At 38.3% G+C, this 17,337-nt stretch carries 13 protein-coding genes; 3 read left to right on the plus strand and 10 right to left on the minus strand.

The window, feature by feature from the left end:
- Positions 1-3 precede the first annotated feature (3 nt).
- From QM657_RS02755 to QM657_RS02795, 9 genes are all read right to left on the minus strand, one after another.
- Positions 4-978 carry an SDR family oxidoreductase gene (locus tag QM657_RS02755; protein WP_415064998.1) on the minus strand — a complete coding sequence of 325 codons (975 nt, stop codon included), beginning with the start codon at positions 976-978 and terminating at the stop codon, positions 4-6.
- Between the two features lie 18 nt (positions 979-996).
- Positions 997-2,316: a nucleotide sugar dehydrogenase gene (locus QM657_RS02760; RefSeq protein WP_415064999.1), complete on the minus strand. Its 1,320-nt coding sequence runs from the start codon at positions 2,314-2,316 to the stop codon at positions 997-999.
- Positions 2,313-3,428 carry a glycosyltransferase family 4 protein gene (locus tag QM657_RS02765; protein WP_415065000.1) on the minus strand — a complete coding sequence of 372 codons (1,116 nt, stop codon included), beginning with the start codon at positions 3,426-3,428 and terminating at the stop codon, positions 2,313-2,315. The genes QM657_RS02760 and QM657_RS02765 overlap by 4 nt, the downstream gene beginning before the upstream one ends.
- Complete coding sequence (locus QM657_RS02770) at positions 3,418-4,290, minus strand: NAD-dependent epimerase/dehydratase family protein (RefSeq protein ID WP_415065001.1); 873 nt, start codon at positions 4,288-4,290, stop codon at positions 3,418-3,420. Before QM657_RS02770 ends, QM657_RS02765 begins: the two co-directional genes overlap by 11 nt.
- Positions 4,291-4,336: 46 nt before the next feature.
- Positions 4,337-4,966 (minus strand): sugar transferase, encoded by a 630-nt coding sequence (locus tag QM657_RS02775; RefSeq protein WP_415065002.1) that lies wholly within the window; start codon positions 4,964-4,966, stop codon positions 4,337-4,339.
- A 59-nt stretch (positions 4,967-5,025) separates the two neighbouring features.
- Positions 5,026-5,607, minus strand: a complete 582-nt coding sequence (locus QM657_RS02780; RefSeq protein WP_415065003.1) for a winged helix-turn-helix transcriptional regulator — start codon at positions 5,605-5,607, stop codon at positions 5,026-5,028.
- A gap of 216 nt (positions 5,608-5,823) precedes the next feature.
- Positions 5,824-7,401 (minus strand): O-antigen ligase family protein, encoded by a 1,578-nt coding sequence (locus QM657_RS02785; RefSeq protein WP_415065004.1) that lies wholly within the window; start codon positions 7,399-7,401, stop codon positions 5,824-5,826.
- Positions 7,402-8,144: 743 nt separating this feature from the next.
- Complete coding sequence (locus QM657_RS02790) at positions 8,145-9,026, minus strand: hypothetical protein (RefSeq protein WP_415065005.1); 882 nt, start codon at positions 9,024-9,026, stop codon at positions 8,145-8,147.
- A gap of 82 nt (positions 9,027-9,108) precedes the next feature.
- Positions 9,109-10,842 (minus strand): cell wall-binding protein, encoded by a 1,734-nt coding sequence (locus QM657_RS02795; RefSeq protein ID WP_415065006.1) that lies wholly within the window; start codon positions 10,840-10,842, stop codon positions 9,109-9,111.
- Positions 10,843-11,280: 438 nt separating this feature from the next.
- Here QM657_RS02795 and QM657_RS02800 point away from each other — a divergent pair, with 438 nt between their 5' ends.
- The 3 genes from QM657_RS02800 (at position 11,281) to QM657_RS02810 (ending at position 16,243) form a co-directional block, all read left to right on the plus strand.
- A complete protein-coding gene (locus QM657_RS02800; protein ID WP_415065008.1) occupies positions 11,281-13,107 on the plus strand; it encodes a sugar phosphate nucleotidyltransferase in 1,827 nt (608 codons plus the stop codon).
- A gap of 118 nt (positions 13,108-13,225) precedes the next feature.
- Complete coding sequence (locus QM657_RS02805) at positions 13,226-14,332, plus strand: cell wall-binding protein (protein ID WP_415065009.1); 1,107 nt, start codon at positions 13,226-13,228, stop codon at positions 14,330-14,332.
- Between the two features lie 117 nt (positions 14,333-14,449).
- On the plus strand, positions 14,450-16,243 hold the full coding sequence (locus QM657_RS02810) for a GH25 family lysozyme (protein ID WP_415065010.1): 1,794 nt from the start codon (positions 14,450-14,452) through the stop codon (positions 16,241-16,243).
- A gap of 139 nt (positions 16,244-16,382) precedes the next feature.
- On the opposite strand, the gene QM657_RS02815 is transcribed toward QM657_RS02810, so the two are convergent.
- Positions 16,383-17,318 carry a glycosyltransferase family 2 protein gene (locus QM657_RS02815; protein ID WP_415065011.1) on the minus strand — a complete coding sequence of 312 codons (936 nt, stop codon included), beginning with the start codon at positions 17,316-17,318 and terminating at the stop codon, positions 16,383-16,385.
- Positions 17,319-17,337: the final 19 nt, after the last annotated feature.

A 17,337-nucleotide genomic window follows, 5' to 3' on the forward strand; every position in this document is an offset into this window, starting at 1 on the left:
GTGCTATATATTCTCCTTATACCACTCAATTGCTTCTTTAATTCCAGTTGCAAAGCTATATTCCGGGTTATACTCCAACTCTTTCCTCGCTTTTGTTATATCCGCATTACTATGTTTAATATCTCCTTCTCTGTCGGGCCCGAATTGAGGTACTATATCTTTTCCCAGTGCTTTGTTAAGTTCATAATAGATATCAATTAGATATTCCCTACTCCCATATGCAATATTATATACTTGTCCTGCTACTTCACGAGGGGCAAGGCAAGCTTTTAGATTAGCTTCAATTACATTATCTATATAGGTAAAGTCCCTACTCTGCTTCCCATCACCGTTTATTGTCGGCTGTTCATTATTCAATAGCAACTTAATAAATTTAGGAATAACTGCTGCATAAACACCATCAGGGTCCTGTCGTTTACCAAATACATTAAAATACCTAAGCCCATAAGTTTCAAGGTCATATAATTTATAGTACAACTTTCCATATTCTTCACCTATGCGTTTAGTTAATGCATAAGGAGATAATAAATTTCCTTCCTGTCCCTCTACCTTAGGTAAAATGGGATGATCACCATATACAGAGGAACTAGAGGCATAAACAAATTTCTTGACCCCATTCTGCCTGGCAGCCTCCATCATATTCAAGGTACCTTTTATATTCACTTCTTCATAGAATAAAGGCATCTCAATACTTCTTGGGACACTGCCCCATGCAGCTTGGTGAAGTACATAATCAACATTTTCACAAGCTTTAACACAAGTTCCTAAATCTCGTATATCACCTTTGATAAATGTATAATTGGGGTTATCAATAAATAAATCCACATTAGCATGCTTTCCATTTGAAAAATCATCTAAACATCTTACTTTATATCCTTTATCCAATAAAACCTCACACAGATTAGAGCCAATAAATCCTGCTCCTCCCGTTACCAGGAACACACTGTCTTCTTTGAACCTTATATTTCTATATCCCATGATGTCCTTTGCCTTTCATTACAATCTCCAATATCTATATCCTGCTGCTTCATATTCTTTTCTATCTAAGATTCCTTTAATATCAAGCAATACTTTGTTATTGCTTGAACTATCTTTAAACATTCTATTAAAATCTTCTTGTGTGAATTTCAAAAATTGAGTATGGCCTACTGCCATAATTATGGCATCCATATCTCTAATGTCATCCAGTGAATCGAAAACAATGTCATATTCATCTTTAGCTTCCCCAGCATCTGCCTCCGGATCTGCAATCATTGGAATTATTCCATATTCTTTAAGTTCATTAACAATATCAATTACTCTAGTATTTCTAGTATCCGGACAATTTTCTTTAAATGTAAATCCTAGTATTGCTACTTTTGCATCTTTAACCGAAATATCTGCCTTTATTAGATTTTTAATTAAGTTCTCAACTACATACTTGCCCATGTCGTCATTAATTCTTCGTCCTGAAAGGATAACTTGAGAATGGTATCCTAGTTGTTCCGCTTTATATGTTAGATAATAAGGGTCCACACCGATACAGTGTCCTCCAACTAATCCTGGGGAAAAATTCAAGAAATTCCACTTTGTTCCTGCTGCTTCTAATACTGATTTAGTATCAATTCCCATTTTGTTAAAAATAATGGAAAGTTCATTCATAAAAGCAATATTAATATCTCTCTGTGAATTTTCAATTACTTTCGCCGCTTCGGCCACTTTAATTGAATCCGCTTTATGCACCCCTGCATCTACAACTAATTCGTATACCTTTGCAATAATATCAAGAGATTCTTCGTCCATCCCCGCAACGACTTTTACAATCGTTTCAAGCCTATGTACTTTATCTCCTGGATTTATCCGTTCTGGTGAATATCCAACTTTAAAATCTACACCACATTTTAAGCCTGATTCTCTTTCCAAAATAGGTACACAAACATCTTCTGTAACTCCCGGATAAACTGTAGATTCAAATACAACAATAGAGCCTTTAACTAAATTTCTACCTACTATCTTACTGGCAGACTCAACTGGCCTAAGGTCTGGTGTATGATCTGTATTCACAGGTGTTGGCACTGCTACAACATGAAACTTAGCTCCCTTAAGTTTCAATTCATCCGTTGTAAATTCAACTGTTGTTTCCTTTATTATAGTATCACCAACCTCTTTAGTTGGATCAAAACCTTTTTTATACAAATCAATTTTTTCTTTACCGATATCAAAGCCTATAACATCTGCTTTCTTGGCAAATGCAACAGCAATCGGTAGCCCTACATAACCCAATCCTACAAGTGAAATTTTTTCTTCTTTATTTTTAATTTTTTCGTATAAGTTCATTTAATATTCCCCTTTATTATAGCATCTATTTCATCTAAGTAAGCATTAACAATGATTTGCCTATCAAATTCCTTTGTTACCTTTTTTCTTGCTTCAATTCCCATAACTTCTCTTTCTTCCACTGATAATCGCATAAATTTAGATATTGATGAAATTAAGCTTTCAACATCTTTAACCTCAAAAGAAAATCCACTTACACCTTCATCAAATATTTCTTTACATCCTGATATATTGGATGCCAATATGGGTCTTCCCGTTGCTGCTGCTTCTAGCAAAACATTTGACATTCCCTCATGGTATGTTGGATGAATTATTGCACTACAGTTTTCTAAATAACTCCTTATATTATCTTTTACACCATGAAATGTAATAATATTCTCTTTTTGTAACAATTGAATTCTTTCTTCGTATTCAGTTTCGCAAAAGCCTAAAGCATCAAACTGCACATTAGCATATTCTTTTTTTATAACTTTTGCAGCTTCAGCCAGTTCTTCAATTCCTTTATCCCTCATTATTCTTCCAACGAATAAAAACTTAAAACTTTGAGTATCTTTTGGATATTCTTTGTAAGAAAATTCATTTATATTGACCCCTGAACCAGGTATAAGTCTTTCTTTAGCAGTTGTAACATAATTATCAATCATAAACTTTCTATTCGCTTGATTCTGAAAAAAGACACATTTAGCTTTTTTTAAGCCAATTCTGTAAAGTTGCAATGAAATCCACTTTGTTAATCCTTCGTTCTCAATCGCTCCTCCTAACCCCGTTATATTTGATATATAAGGAACATTTAGCATCCTACATACTATTCCCCCGTAAATATTGGGTTTTATAGTATACGTTAGCACGACCTCTGGCTTTATATCCTTTATTATATTTTTATAATGCATAATTAATTTAATATCTTGTATAGGATTAGTTCCATGACGATTAATATTAGTTTCAATATATTTACAGCCCATTTCAATTAATAAATCTATTTTTCCTCCAAAAGGTGAAGAAATATACACCTCATGGCCATCATCAATCAGATATTCTACAAGTTCTTTTCTAAAATTATAAATGACAATATCATGATTTACTAAAAACAATACTTTTTTTTTATTCCCCATTATCTTTCTCCGTCAGTTCAATTGATTCTGTCAAATCCCTTATCCTATAATTCTCCTTATCATAGCTACTCATAGACTGATCATAAACCAAATTGCCAAATATTTTATTTACCACACGAATCCTGAAAGCCATCTTTACAGCCCAATTCATTCCTTTAAACAATTTTATCTTTTTTCCATGCACTTCTGCAATTATTCTAACCATCTCACTTGTTCTCACATACTCCTTATTCTGTGGAAAGAATATTCCAGATTCTTCATTATCAATCATTATTTTAATGAATTCGCATAAATTATCTATATGAAGCATACTTCGCTCATTATCTATATCAGGAAATATTGGTATCTTCCTAGCCAGTTTTGCAAGCCGAGGATAATTACCCTTAGAATTTTTTCCATAAATCATTGGTGGTCTAATTACCACAATCTTAAAGCTTTCATCTTCTAAAGACTTAATGCCTTCCTCCGCTTGCAATTTACTATTCCCATAAAAATTACTTGGTACGGGTACAGTGTTTCTATCAATGACCCGCTTACAATTACTTCCATCTCCATATACAATAATACTACTCATAAATATAAACTGCTTTACACCTTCCCTCTTAGCCTTCTTAGCAGTGTCTATTACTAAATCCCTATTGACTCTATAATATAAATCTTCCATCTTCGGTTCAGATGAAATATGAGCTATCCCTGCCACATGAAATATCACATCATACTGCGAAAAATCTTTTTTTCTCCAAAAATCCCCCTTCATATCCACAGTATCTATTTTATATGTATCAGGCTTCTTCATAAGCCAATTTTCAAGAGAATTACCTATATAACTATCTTTACCCGTGATTAATACCTTTTTCATCATCTCACCCTATAATATTATTGTAAATTAGTTACTGATTAATCAAACGTCAAATACCTTTTTCTTCTTTTCCTTTAGTCGTCTTTACTATCATACCCGTACCACCTTCAACAATACCTTTTCTACCAAATACAACACTAAATGTTCCTAAAAAACATATAGCATCAAACAATATGCTTTTTTTTCTTACATACTCTCCGTCTAACTTTGCCTTTTCTTCAATAGGCAACTCATCTCTACCATTGATCTGGGCCCAACCCGTAAGCCCTACAGGCACATCATTAGCCCCATACTTATCTCTCTCTTCAATTAAATCATACTGATTCCACAATGCGGGTCTTGGACCAATGATACTCATTTCGCCTTTAAGAATATTAATAATTTGCGGAAGTTCATCTAAACTTGTCTTTCTTAAAAACTTACCAACTCTTGTTATCCATTGCTCTGGGTTTTCTAAAAGATGTGTCGGAGTATCTTTAGGGGTATTAATTTTCATAGTTCTAAACTTGAGTATATAAAAATGAGACTTATGTATACCTATTCTCTTTTGTCTAAAAAAAATAGGGCCCGAGGAGTCTAGTTTTATTGCCAATATTAAAAGCAAAAAAATTGGTAATAATAATACTAAACCTATAAGAGATAGTATAAAATCAATTAATCGTTTAAACTTTAAATACATTACGCCACCTCAAAAATTATTGATTAACAATTACTCTTATTAATAAAATATAACTTTTCTCAAAAAATCTCTATGTATAATCTTTCTGCCAAATCAACCCTTTTTATTTGGCTACTATCTACATATTTTTTCAAATCATCTTTGTTAATTTCCATATATATCAATACAGCAGGTTCTGCTTCTTTCATGTTGAGTTGTTGCTCATTTTCGATTATTATAATTTTAGATTTCACATTAAAAAACTCAAATTCATCAATTGAAATATGGATAATCTCTTTCATATCGTGATCATTAACCCACACAAAAATAGTATCATATGTTTGAGACAATTCACCCAATATTCCTTTTATCTTTTCTTTTGTTTCATATATTACTCTATAATGGGCTTTTATATAACTCACCGTCTTTTTTGTTTTTTCCATCATCCCGGCAGGAGTCAGCATATAAAGCACTTGCTTTTGGGATACCTGTGTCATTTTGATTAAGCCTTCTCTAATCATCTTGTTTATTAATACATTAACAGTACTTACAGACACTCCCATTTTTTTTGAAAGTTCACGTTGCGTAACTCTTTCATTTCCTGCAATTTCTGACATAATAGTATATTCATTATCAAAAAGTACATTTCTATTTTCTGGCAAACTTATCCCTCTTTCAGCACATCAGCAAAACACCAAGCACACCGTTCGAAAATCAAACACTAGAAACATCTTACCTCTTTAGAATTTATTTGTCAATAAAAATCTATTTGAAATAAAACCTGAAAGCAGATTCTTTGAACGGTGTACGAACAATTTATCAACCATCATAGAAATTAATAACATAATATCAAATATAGTCTTTTTTATTAGATTCAATTAATTTTCTTCCATCAATATATTATTACTCTCTATTGATTTGGATCCTCCCATTGCCAATAATAACCATAAAATCGGTGTAATTATAGGAAGGCCAAGATTCACGAAAGCCTGAGCACTATAACAAATCACTCCAAAAACTATTGCAATGATGTAAGGATTCCTATTTTTATAACTAAAGCATTTCTTTATATAAGACAATATAAGTATTATATAAGAAATTAAACCAGCAATCCCAATGGTGAGTAAATATTGTAAATATTCATTATGAGCACTATCAAAGATTTCATTATAGGGATTTCCATAAGTTCTACGCATTAGTAAAATACCAAACGTTTCCGGGCCAAATCCAAAAATTTTCTTCCATATAGTAAATTCCCCAAATTGTTCTATTGCATTTCTCCAAATATATCCCCTGTGGGTTCCCCATTGGTCATTAAAGATAAAATAACTTCCATACTTTTCATATGATTCTATATTTCCCAATATATTACAATCATACATAATATATACAATGAAAATTATTACTGCAAAAATTAATGTCAACCAAATATATCTAAATATATTTCCATATTCTTTATATCTCGATTTTGTTATATAATCTATAATACACCATATCAAAATCAATCCCCATAAAGCAGCGATCCAATACAATAGTAATTTAGAATCAGCAATCACAGTAAATATACCATCAACTCTTCGTACTGTATTTTTAAAATAAAAATTAATCCAATCAATAACTTTGATCACCGAAAAAAAAGTAGCTAATACTATTAAATAGCTTTGAATTCCTTTTTTATTAGAGAATAGATATAAAGGTAAAAAAACAAATAATGTAGCCAAAGAAATATATGCATTATCACTAGCGCCCATAATAATAGCAAAAAAAGTAATGATCATGCATAAATAATAAAAAACAGTTTTTTTTCTTTCTACGGAGGCTGCAAAAAGAACTGTCGCTATAGCTGCAATTATACCTACATAAGCAGTATAGGTGTTAATATTACCTATCGTTGATGTAAAACTGAGCTTCTGCTTATCCATTACAAAAGCCTTAAAGCGAAAAATATCCATCTGAAAATAATCTGTGATACCAAATATTGATACAAAGCATCCTGTAATAAGGATAAGATTAATGTAATAGTTTTGATATCTCCAAAATTTACTTACACAAAAATATGATATTACATATAGGCTTAATAAGAAAAATCCAGTAAATCGACCTTCATTTCCCCAAAACGATTCATACAAATAATCTGATGATAACGTTGAAATAAGTGATACCAAAAGAAAGCTTAAAATAGAACAATCTAATAAGTTTGCTTTTTTTATAAGGTTTTTTACAGAAAAATCCTTATAACAGTGCAAAATAGTCTCCCTTCTAGCAGTTAAAAAATAAACTAGCAAAAGCACAAGCATCAAACCTGTACATATGCAATAGAAATAATATTTGACTGCAAGTATATCAAAATAGGCATTTTTAACAACAATAGGCAATCCTACTCCAATCAACACTACATATATTCCAAGAATCATCGTTAAATAAGTACCCTTTTCATTTGCCAACTTTATTTTCATTCTTGTTACCATTCCTTTCACTTCACTCAAGGCACAAACAACTAATGAAAATATTGTGCCCCTATACTGTTTTTTTATAATTATCATATGGATTAGCAATACAATACAAACACAAAAGATGAGTAGTGAATGGTACTTCCTACCTTTCATTCTTAAATGTACCGTCAACCCTTCAATCACAAAGAAGCGGAACTTAGTATCTAGACTCTTATGATTGATAATAAACCATGTATATTTAGTCGTAGGAGAACAGTTATTGCTATTTTTAGGGGAGTGCTATTTTACTAAAACTTCAATCCCCATATGTCGTGGTGTTAATAACCACAAAAAGGGGATCATTGTAACCTTTTCTACTACCAGTTCTGACCTTCCCAAATTTCATTGCTCATAACATTAATTTATTCAAAAATACTGCGGATACTATTAGGAACAAAACTACTCTCAAATTTATTCTCAAGAATATAAAAGCTCATTTTGCCATGTCTTTGTTATTCTCAAATCACAAGGCTATGTTGCTTCACCATTAGTCAGGTGCAATGATAAAAGGAGGTTGTATTCTGTTTTCTTTTTACTCTTTCTCATTGTAAAGTAATTATTTTTCTTAGTATAACATCTTACATTACTATATTCAATATTTCTGCATTTTAAATCTCGCATTAAAATTCCCTGCAGACCTGACAGCATTTTTCTGCCTCCATTCTGCAGGGATATCTTTTATTTCTAATATCATTTCAAAGCCATATTTATTTAGGCCCGATACTAAAAGAAACATAGTCACCATGAATAGTATATAATATTTTACCATCGCCAAATGGTGTATAATATTCACTTCGCATAACTGTTTGATCATATTCAGATGCTGTATATATAGGATTATATATCATCTGAGGTGTGCGGCTTATTAAGGTACACATCGCCAATAAAGCAGTTTCCATACCAGCATCAAATGCGACATAATCAATTAATTCATAATGATCTCCTGACTTGATTAATTTTAACTTTATTTCTCCGCCAGGCGCATAAGTAATAGAAGTCCCATCAATTAAAAAGGAGTTCTCCATAACAGTATTCAAAGAATTCATGGCTTCTATACTTCCTGTAATTCCCCAATTATCATTTGATAAATTTTCAGTAGCAAATGAGGACAACGAAGGAAATTCAATACCCTTCAATAAGGTGGCTGCTTTTTGATTATTTATTTCGCTAGAAGGTCCTACGTTCTTATTTTTTTGATTATTTCCTTTTGTAGCATCATAAACACCAGATTTATTTACATAATATCCGTCTGGAGTACGTTTATTAGCCCACATATCCCCATTGGTTTCGTCCAGGTAATACCAGCTTCCATCCTCATCAAGAAACCATCCCGTTTTCATATGACCATTTGCCTTATCAAGATAGTACCACTCTTTTTTATCCTTTATCCAACCAGTTTCCATCACTTCATTTTCAGAAAAGTGATACCATAAATCATTAATTTGCAGCCACTTATTGCTTGCATAGGAAGAATTTGTCTCTAGGTATTTCCAATTACCATCCTGATGCTGCCATGCTGCAAAAACAGTAGAAACAGATGCCAAACTAATTAAAATTGAAACCCCTATAGTAGTCAGCTTTTTCTTCATTCTATTCTCCTTTTTTTAAAGGGGGAACGTCAATATGACGTCCCCCCTTTATATTTATAGCTATAATCTTATAAAAATTACATTATTTTTCTTCAAAAACAGCTATAATCTTACCATTCTTAACCTGATAGCAAATAGAATCACCATCTTTAGCTTTTGTTCTATCGCCTGTTTCTACCTTACCTGTAGTATTTACAAGATGATAGGTAACACTACTAGTATTAGCTGGGAATGTGTAGTAAGCATTATCTTTCTTCTGAGTAACAGCTTCACCATTTACTGTAGTTGTGCTGTCAGCAGATAATGTTGCTCCTAAAGAAGTAACAAACTGATCTGTTGTAAGCAATTTAATGGTAGTAATTGTAGTTCCAGTCTTTGTAACTTCGACAACAGAATATTTATCATCTTTGTCAGCCTTTACTAACTTACCATTCAGATAATACTTGTCACTATCTTCACCAATCTTACCAGCACCTTTGGTTCCGCCGGACTTATTGAACAAGAAAGTAAAGCTATCGCCATCAATATCAACGGTCTGTTTTCCAGTCTTCATTGAACCATCTTCACCACCGCCGAAATAATAAGCATAAGTCACATAATCATCAATAGAAGATGACCAGTCAAAGTTCGGTGTTGTTTCACCAGCTTTCCAAGAACCAGCAGTAGCATTGGCAAAGGCATCAAATTCACCTTCAGTATCATAGTAATCACCATCATGAATGGTTACAATCTGGTTCTTATCTGCCTTTAAAACAGAAATGAACTTAAGGCCAGAAACCATACCACCCTTGTCATCAAATGCATACTTTTTGCCATTAATAGTCTTTAACTGATTAGCAACCAGTCTGCCATCATTATCACTATAATACCATCTGTCTTCGTCATTGTTGTATCTAGTAGCATTTAAGCCTCTTGCAGGAACAACTTTAAACCAGCCCTTATTAACTCTTGCACCATCTTCTGGTGTTCCATAGTATCTCCACTGCTGGGACCGAGCGCCCGTAACAAGAGTACTTGGTGTTGCAGTTGTTGTGCCTGGAGTTACATAGCTTGCATTCTGGCTCCACTCTGCAGTCATTCTACCATCGGTATCAAATGCATACTTTTTGCCATTGATAGTCTTGCCTGTTTCGTTCTTCATTTTTCTACCGTTAGTCTTAAAGTAGAACCAACGATCCTGATCTTCATCATCAAATGCTGTATCTGCATCTGTATCACTTGCATTACTATCTGTAATACTTAACTGAATCCAACCTACAGTCATAGCTCCATCATTCTCATCACCAAAGTAGAACTCGCCGCCACTACTTGCTGACCATGCATCATCGCCTGTGACTCTTTCACCATTTGTGTCAACCCAGCCATAAAGCATTTTTCCATCATTATCAAAAACATACTTTTTGCCATTAATGGTTTTCAGATTTACAGTATTATTGTCGGAGCCTTTGATAGCTTTACCATTAGCCTGGAAATAATACCAGTGGTTAGCTGCTTCATCATCATCGCCATCATAATCTTCGTTCTCAATGGAAACCCACTGATTAGTTACCATGGCGCCATTCTCATCTACATAATAGAAGTTATCATTGTACTCAATAAGAGCATCAGTAGACATCTCTCCATCATCGTTAAGATAGAACCAGTTGTCACCAGATTTCTCCCACTTTTCAGATGCTAAATCGCCGTTCTTGTCATAGTACACCCATGTGCCATTCTCTTCTGCCCAGCCAGTAGCTGCGAAAGAGGACATGGAAGCGCCTAATGCCAGCAGTGCTGCTGTTGATAATACAGCAACTAATTTTGTCTGCTTTCTCATAATTAATGCACTCTCCTTTTTTCTTTTTGAAATATTTTTTCTGAAATTCCTAATTGCATTACGAGGTAATTATACTTCCTATATTGGAAATAATCAATACTTTTTTTACTTTTTTTGAATATTCTTCAAAAAACGAACAATATTTACATTTCCGCCAGAAGCTCTCAACTCCTCCATCACATGGAACAGTATAATACATTTTTTAGGAAAATGCTATAACATTTCTCTGTTCATTTTCTTACGGAATCTTTACGAAAGAGTCGTTCTTCCTTATTTAAATAGTAACACTTTCGAAAAATTCATTTCATCCCCCCTCAACAACAAAATATCTGCATTGCATCCCCGCCATTTTAATGATATAATGTTCACAATATATTCAATATTGGTATTTTTGAACACTTTTTCCATCACCACAAACCACACGGAGGTCATAAAATTATGGATCGTAACGTCATTATCTGCCGTTCCATTCTGGAAAATCCGGCTGTAACGCAAAGAGATTTATCAAAGGAACTCAATGTTTCCTTAGGAACCGTTAATAGCTTAATGAAAGAATGCATAGAAAAAAAGTACTTTGAAGTCGGAAACAAAAACGAGTCCTGCACCCTTCTTCCGGCTGGACAGGCTCTGCTGGATCAGCATAAGGTCGACGGAGCCCTCATCATAGCCGCAGGCTTTGGCTCCCGTTTTGTTCCCCTGACCTTTGAAACTCCAAAAGGCCTGTTAGAAGTATTGGGGGAGCGTATGATCGAGCGCCAGATCCGCCAGCTTCATGAAGCAGGAATCACGAATATCACCATTGTGGTCGGCTATTTAAAAGAAAAATTTGAATACCTCATCGACAAATACCAGGTAAAACTTCTCTACAACCCGGAATACTCTCACAAAAACACCCTGGCAACCATCTATCATGCCAGAGAAGTCCTCCGGGGCCGGAATATGTACGTGCTCTCCTCCGACAACTGGATGCGCCACAACATGTACCACGCCTATGAAGGAGGCGCATGGTATTCTTCCTCTTATATGGAAGGGGAAACTTCCGAGTGGTGTCTGGACTACAATAAAAAGGGCCGGATTCTGAATGTATCCGTGGGCGGATGCGACCAATGGGTCATGTATGGCCCCGTATTTTTCTCCAAATCCTTTTCAGAACAGTTCCTTCCCGTCCTGGAAGCATATTATAATCTGCCCGGCACCGAACCCTTTTACTGGGAAAATGTCTTTATGGAGATGTTATCCGGCGAAGCCGCCAGAAAGCTTCCTCAACTGCCCCAGGCCTGCCTTGAACCGGAGATGTTCATAAACCGCAGGCCTGCCCATGAGGTTTATGAATTTGAAAATCTGGAGGAGCTGCGCCGTTTTGATATAAGATACCAGCACACCTCCGACAATCAGGCCATGAAGCTGATTTCCCAGATCTTCCAGGTAAAGGAATCTGAAATCACTGAAATCCGCTGTTTAAAATCCGGGATGACCAACAAGTCTTTCCTATTTAAAATAAAAGACCGCCACTACATCTGCCGCATCCCCGGACCGGGAACAGATCTTTTGATTAACAGGAAACAGGAAAAGGCCGTTTACGATGCCCTGTCCGGATATGATATTTCAGAAAATGTAATTTATTTTGACGGGGAAACAGGATATAAAGTCTCTGAATTTTACGAAGACTCCCACAATGCAGCCCCACACAACCGGGAAGAAATAGTGCGTTGCATGGATGTTGTCCGAAAATTCCATCATTCCGGACTTAAAGTAGATCACTCATTTGATCTCAGAGAACGGATTGATTTCTATGAGAACCTCTGCAAAACTTACGGAGACACCTTATTTGACGATTACCGCCAAATCCGCAAACAGATGGATGAACTTTTAAATAAGCTGGACTTCTTAAACCATGAGAAGGTGCTCTCCCACATCGATCCCAACGTGGATAATTTTTTAATTCTGCCTTCAGGCGATATCCGTTTGATCGACTGGGAATACGCAGGCATGTGCGATCCCCTTGTGGATATTTCCATGTGTGCGATTTATTCCTACTACACCCAGGAGGAGACAGACGACCTTATAGAAATCTATTTAAAGAGGAAGTCCACTGACGAGGAGCGGTTTACGGTTTACGCCTATATGGCCCTCGGCGGATTTTTATGGGCTCTATGGGCCGTTTACAAGGCTTCTCTGGGAGAAGAGTTTGGAGAGTACACTATCATCATGTACCGCTATGCAAAGAATTACTACAAAAAGTGTCTTGAAATTTCCAATATATGATTTCTTTGGAAAAATGTCCGCAAATCGTAATAAATTATTTATGCATTCTGACCCGTACTATGCTATAATTACCATATATATGAATAAAGTTTAGCTGGAACAGGAGGAGGAAAACTGCATGCGATATGGAAAAAAGGCGGCTGCGCTGCTGCTGACAGGACTGATCGGAACCGCTGTCCTGATACCGGCCCAGACGGCTTGGGCTGCTACGGGCTGGGTTTCGGAGGGCTCCAGTTGGAAATATATAGATCAGGATGGCTCAGTGCATAAGGGCTGGGTGAAAACTTCTGACGGAACATTTTACTTTCTGGACCTTTCCACAGGCTACATGGCAACGGGCTGGAAGCAGATCAACGGAAAGTGGTATTATTTTCATTCCAACGGCGCTATGGCTACCAAATGGGTCCAGGATGGGGGAAAGTATTACTACCTCATGGATGATACCGGTGTTCTCGTAAAGGGATGGCTAAAGATCGGAAACGATTATTATTATATGAAGGGCGACGGTTCCATGTCTGCCGGCTGGCGGGAGATGGACGGCGGCTGGTATTATTTTAAAGAAAACGGAAAGTGCACCATCGGCTGGGGACAGGTTGGAAATGACTGGTTTTATTTCAACTCCGACGGAAAGATGGCTACCGGCTGGAAGCAGGTGGACAACGCCTATTACTACTTAAATGCTGATACCAAATCTATGCTGGGACGGATGATGACAGGCTGGCTCAGTGACGGAACCAACAAATATTATATGGATAACAGCGGTAAAATGGCTCATGGCTGGAAGCAGATTGAAGGGTCCTGGTATTATTTCAATGAATCCGGACACACCATGACCGGTTGGATACAGCTTTCCGGGGTTTATTACTATCTCGATCCCTCCAGCGGCAAGATGGCAGCCAACACGACTCTTACCATTGACGGAAAGAATTATACATTTGCCTCCAACGGGGCTTATCAGGAAAATGGCTCCGGTACTCCCTCTGCAAATACGGGCAATAACGCTCCGGGAGAGACATCTTCTGGAACCACGATTCCCGGCGGAAGCGGCAGTTCCACTCCGTCAGGCTCTGGCGGACCGGGCGGTTCTTCTTCCGGCGGAAGTGATTTAAGCGGTGCTCCCGGCAGTTCCTCCAACGATACCCCCGGCAGTCCTTCGGGCTCTTCTGGTTCCTCCGGCGGCGGAGTATACGAATTACAGCCTGGGCTTACAACAGGACCTGGCTGATAAGGTTATTTTGTATCTGTGTGGGCATCCGCACCTTTGCGCGGATGCTCATTTTTTACGCAGACATAAGAGACACTCATGATTCCATAAAACAAGAAGGACAAGGAGGAAACGATTTTGAGACACAAGAAGGTTTGCAGGCAGTTGGCTGCAGCGGTATTATGCGCTGTTATGGGGATGACCTCAGGACTTTACCCGGTCATGACTTCCCAGGCAGCGGGATATGAAAAAGTAAACGGGTATTATCAGATGAAGGACGGCACTGTGATCAAGGAAGCCATTGCCAGGGGAATTGATGTTTCCAGATGGCAGGGCAATGTAAACTGGCAGGCTGTGGCGGCAGATGATGTCAGCTTTGTCATGCTGGGAGCCAGATCGAGAGGCGTGACTGATCCTTATTTTCACACCAATGTCCAGGGCGCAACATCCGCGGGGCTGAAGGTGGGAGCTTATATTTATTCTCTGGCAACAACTCCTGACATGGCAAGGGAGGAAGCAGATTTTATGCTGAACCTGCTGAAGGATTATCCTATTTCTTTCCCCATTGCCTTTGATGCGGAAGACAATGCCACTCTCGGAACCCTTCCCCCTTCCCAGGTCAGCGAAGTGATCAATGCATTCTGCAAGCGGGTGGAGGAAGCGGGTTATTATCCCATTGTTTATGCCAATGATTACTGGCTGTCAAAGAAGATTGATTTATCCATCATGAAATACGATGTGTGGGTGGCCAGATATGAGGCGAAGCACGTTTATCCTAATCCCATTATGTGGCAGGTCACCAGTACCGGCTCCATCAGTGGAATCAGCGGGAATGTTGACATTGACTTTCTCTATAAGGACTTGACTCCAAAGCTTCCCGGAAATATGTGGAGAACCATCGGCGGAAAGACTTATTATTATCAGAATTACTCCATGCAAAAGGATGCCTGGATCAATGACGGAACCGGCTGGTTTTATATGAACGAAGAAGGGCTGACCACCAAGGGCTGGCTGGATAAGTCAGGGCTCCGGTATTACCTCAATGAAATCACAGGCCGCATGGATACAGGCTGGAAGCTGATGGATGGAAAGTGGTATTTCTTCAATGCAAGCGGCTCCATGAATACGGGCTGGCTCTCAGAAGGCGGACAGAGGTATTATCTGAATTCTGACGGCACCATGGCAACGGGCTGGCAGGGCTTAAACGGCCAGTATTACTATTTAGACCCCTCCTCCGGTCAAATGGCAACCGGCTGGAAGGATATCAACGGAAAGCGGTACTTCCTCCAGGACAGCGGCGTCATGGCCACAGGCTGGGTGGATCACAACGGTTCCCGGTATTACTTAAACAATGACGGTTCCGTGGTTACAGGCTGGCATACGGACGGCGCTTCCAGATATTATCTGGGCGAAAACGGCGCTGTTTCTACAGGCTGGAAGCAGCTTGACAATGACTGGTACTTCTTTAATCCAAACGGTGCGACAGCATCAGGCTGGGTGAATCCGGACGGAAGCTGGTATTACATCGGAACGGACGGAAAGATGCAGTCCGGATGGCTGGATGAGCGGGGAACCAAGTATTATTTGAGCAATTCCTCCGGTAAAATGACCGTAGGCTGGAGACAAGTAGATGGAAGCTGGTATTATTTCGGCGGAAGCGGCGCCATGGTGACTGGTATGACCCAGGTCGATGGACAGCAGTATTATTTGAATCCGTCTGACGGAAAGATGGCGGCATCTACGGTATTCACTTTAGACGGAGTTTCCTACACGGCTGATTCAAACGGCGTCTGCACCCTGACCCCGGCAGCGGTTCCGGAACAGACAGAGCAGAACACGCAGGGAGATCAGAGCGCTCCGGCGCCTGCTGAATCTCCGGCACCGGATTCAAGTACCAATCCTACAAAGGAAATCGGTCCTGGAATCCGCTGATGAGTGACATGATTGAAAGACAATAAATAAGGTACCTTGATTGGCCTGCCTGAAGTGATCTCCTTAAATTAGATTTTTTAGTCTGATTTAAGGAGGCACATCAGCAAAAGCCTTTCAGGGTACCTTTTTTATGATAATTTTATTCCTCAAAATTTTTCGTCTCTCCCACTATATAAATGGGCCTGTCCTTCAGTTCTGCAAACAGGATGGCGATGTAATTGCCGATCACTCCCACAATCAGAAAAAGAACTGCAAACATAAAGCAGATCAGCACAATGGTGGTGGCATAACCGTTTGGAGTTCCCACCCTGGCCCAGCTCCATATGGTGTAGATCATCATCAGCACACCCAAAAGTCCGGCTCCGGCTCCGGCGTAAATTCCAAGCTTTAAGGGGAGGTTGGAAAAGCACATGATGGTATTTACGGAAAGGGTGACCAGTTTTTTGATGCTGTATTTGCTCTCTCCTGCCACTCTGGTTCCGGCTTCATATTCGATGGTGGTCCGGTTAAAGCCAATGCTTTGCACATATCCCCGCAGAAAACGGACCTTTTCCCTGTAGCTTTCCTTTAGTACCTTTGCGGCTCTGCCGGATACAGCAAAGAAATCGGACGCATTTGGCTCAAATTTCACATCGGAAAGCAGGTTGATCAAATGGTAAAAGGCTGAGGAAGCCAGGTTCTTAAACCAGCCGGCTGACTCATTTTTCGTCCGGACCATGTTGATGACATCATAACCCGCCTCGAATTTCCCAAGGATTTGGGGCAGATACTCCGGGGGATGCTGAAGGTCTGCGTCCATGCAGACAATTCCGTCCCCGCTGCTGTAGTCCAGCCCTGCGATCATGGCAGCTTCATGGCCGAAGTTTCTGGAAAAGCTGATGACCTTTACGCGCTCATCACGGCTGGCCAGAAAGTCAAGGACTCTCATGGTGCCATCCTGACTTCCGTCATTTACAAAAATCAGCTCATAGCTCCAGGGGAGTTTCTTTAAAATTCCGGCTGTTTCCTCATAAAACTGTTCCAAAGCCATTTCCTCGTTGTAGCAGGATACAACGACTGACAATGTTTTTTCCATATTCTCTGTACTCCTCATG

Source organism: Lacrimispora sp. (assembly GCF_047605665.1).
Taxonomy (GTDB): Bacteria; Bacillota; Clostridia; order Lachnospirales; family Lachnospiraceae; genus Lacrimispora.

Coding starts and splice junctions, on each gene's coding strand:
- QM657_RS02790 (WP_415065005.1), bottom strand. CDS start 9,026: ATGAAGAAAAAGCTGACTACTATAGGGGTTTCAATTTTAATTAGTTTG.
- QM657_RS02815 (WP_415065011.1), bottom strand. CDS start 17,318: ATGGAAAAAACATTGTCAGTCGTTGTATCCTGCTACAACGAGGAAATG.
- QM657_RS02805 (WP_415065009.1), top strand. CDS start 13,226: ATGCGATATGGAAAAAAGGCGGCTGCGCTGCTGCTGACAGGACTGATC.
- QM657_RS02770 (WP_415065001.1), bottom strand. CDS start 4,290: ATGATGAAAAAGGTATTAATCACGGGTAAAGATAGTTATATAGGTAAT.
- QM657_RS02760 (WP_415064999.1), bottom strand. CDS start 2,316: ATGAACTTATACGAAAAAATTAAAAATAAAGAAGAAAAAATTTCACTT.
- QM657_RS02765 (WP_415065000.1), bottom strand. CDS start 3,428: ATGGGGAATAAAAAAAAAGTATTGTTTTTAGTAAATCATGATATTGTC.
- QM657_RS02795 (WP_415065006.1), bottom strand. CDS start 10,842: ATGAGAAAGCAGACAAAATTAGTTGCTGTATTATCAACAGCAGCACTG.
- QM657_RS02800 (WP_415065008.1), top strand. CDS start 11,281: ATGGATCGTAACGTCATTATCTGCCGTTCCATTCTGGAAAATCCGGCT.
- QM657_RS02775 (WP_415065002.1), bottom strand. CDS start 4,966: ATGTATTTAAAGTTTAAACGATTAATTGATTTTATACTATCTCTTATA.
- QM657_RS02755 (WP_415064998.1), bottom strand. CDS start 978: ATGGGATATAGAAATATAAGGTTCAAAGAAGACAGTGTGTTCCTGGTA.
- QM657_RS02785 (WP_415065004.1), bottom strand. CDS start 7,401: ATGAAAATAAAGTTGGCAAATGAAAAGGGTACTTATTTAACGATGATT.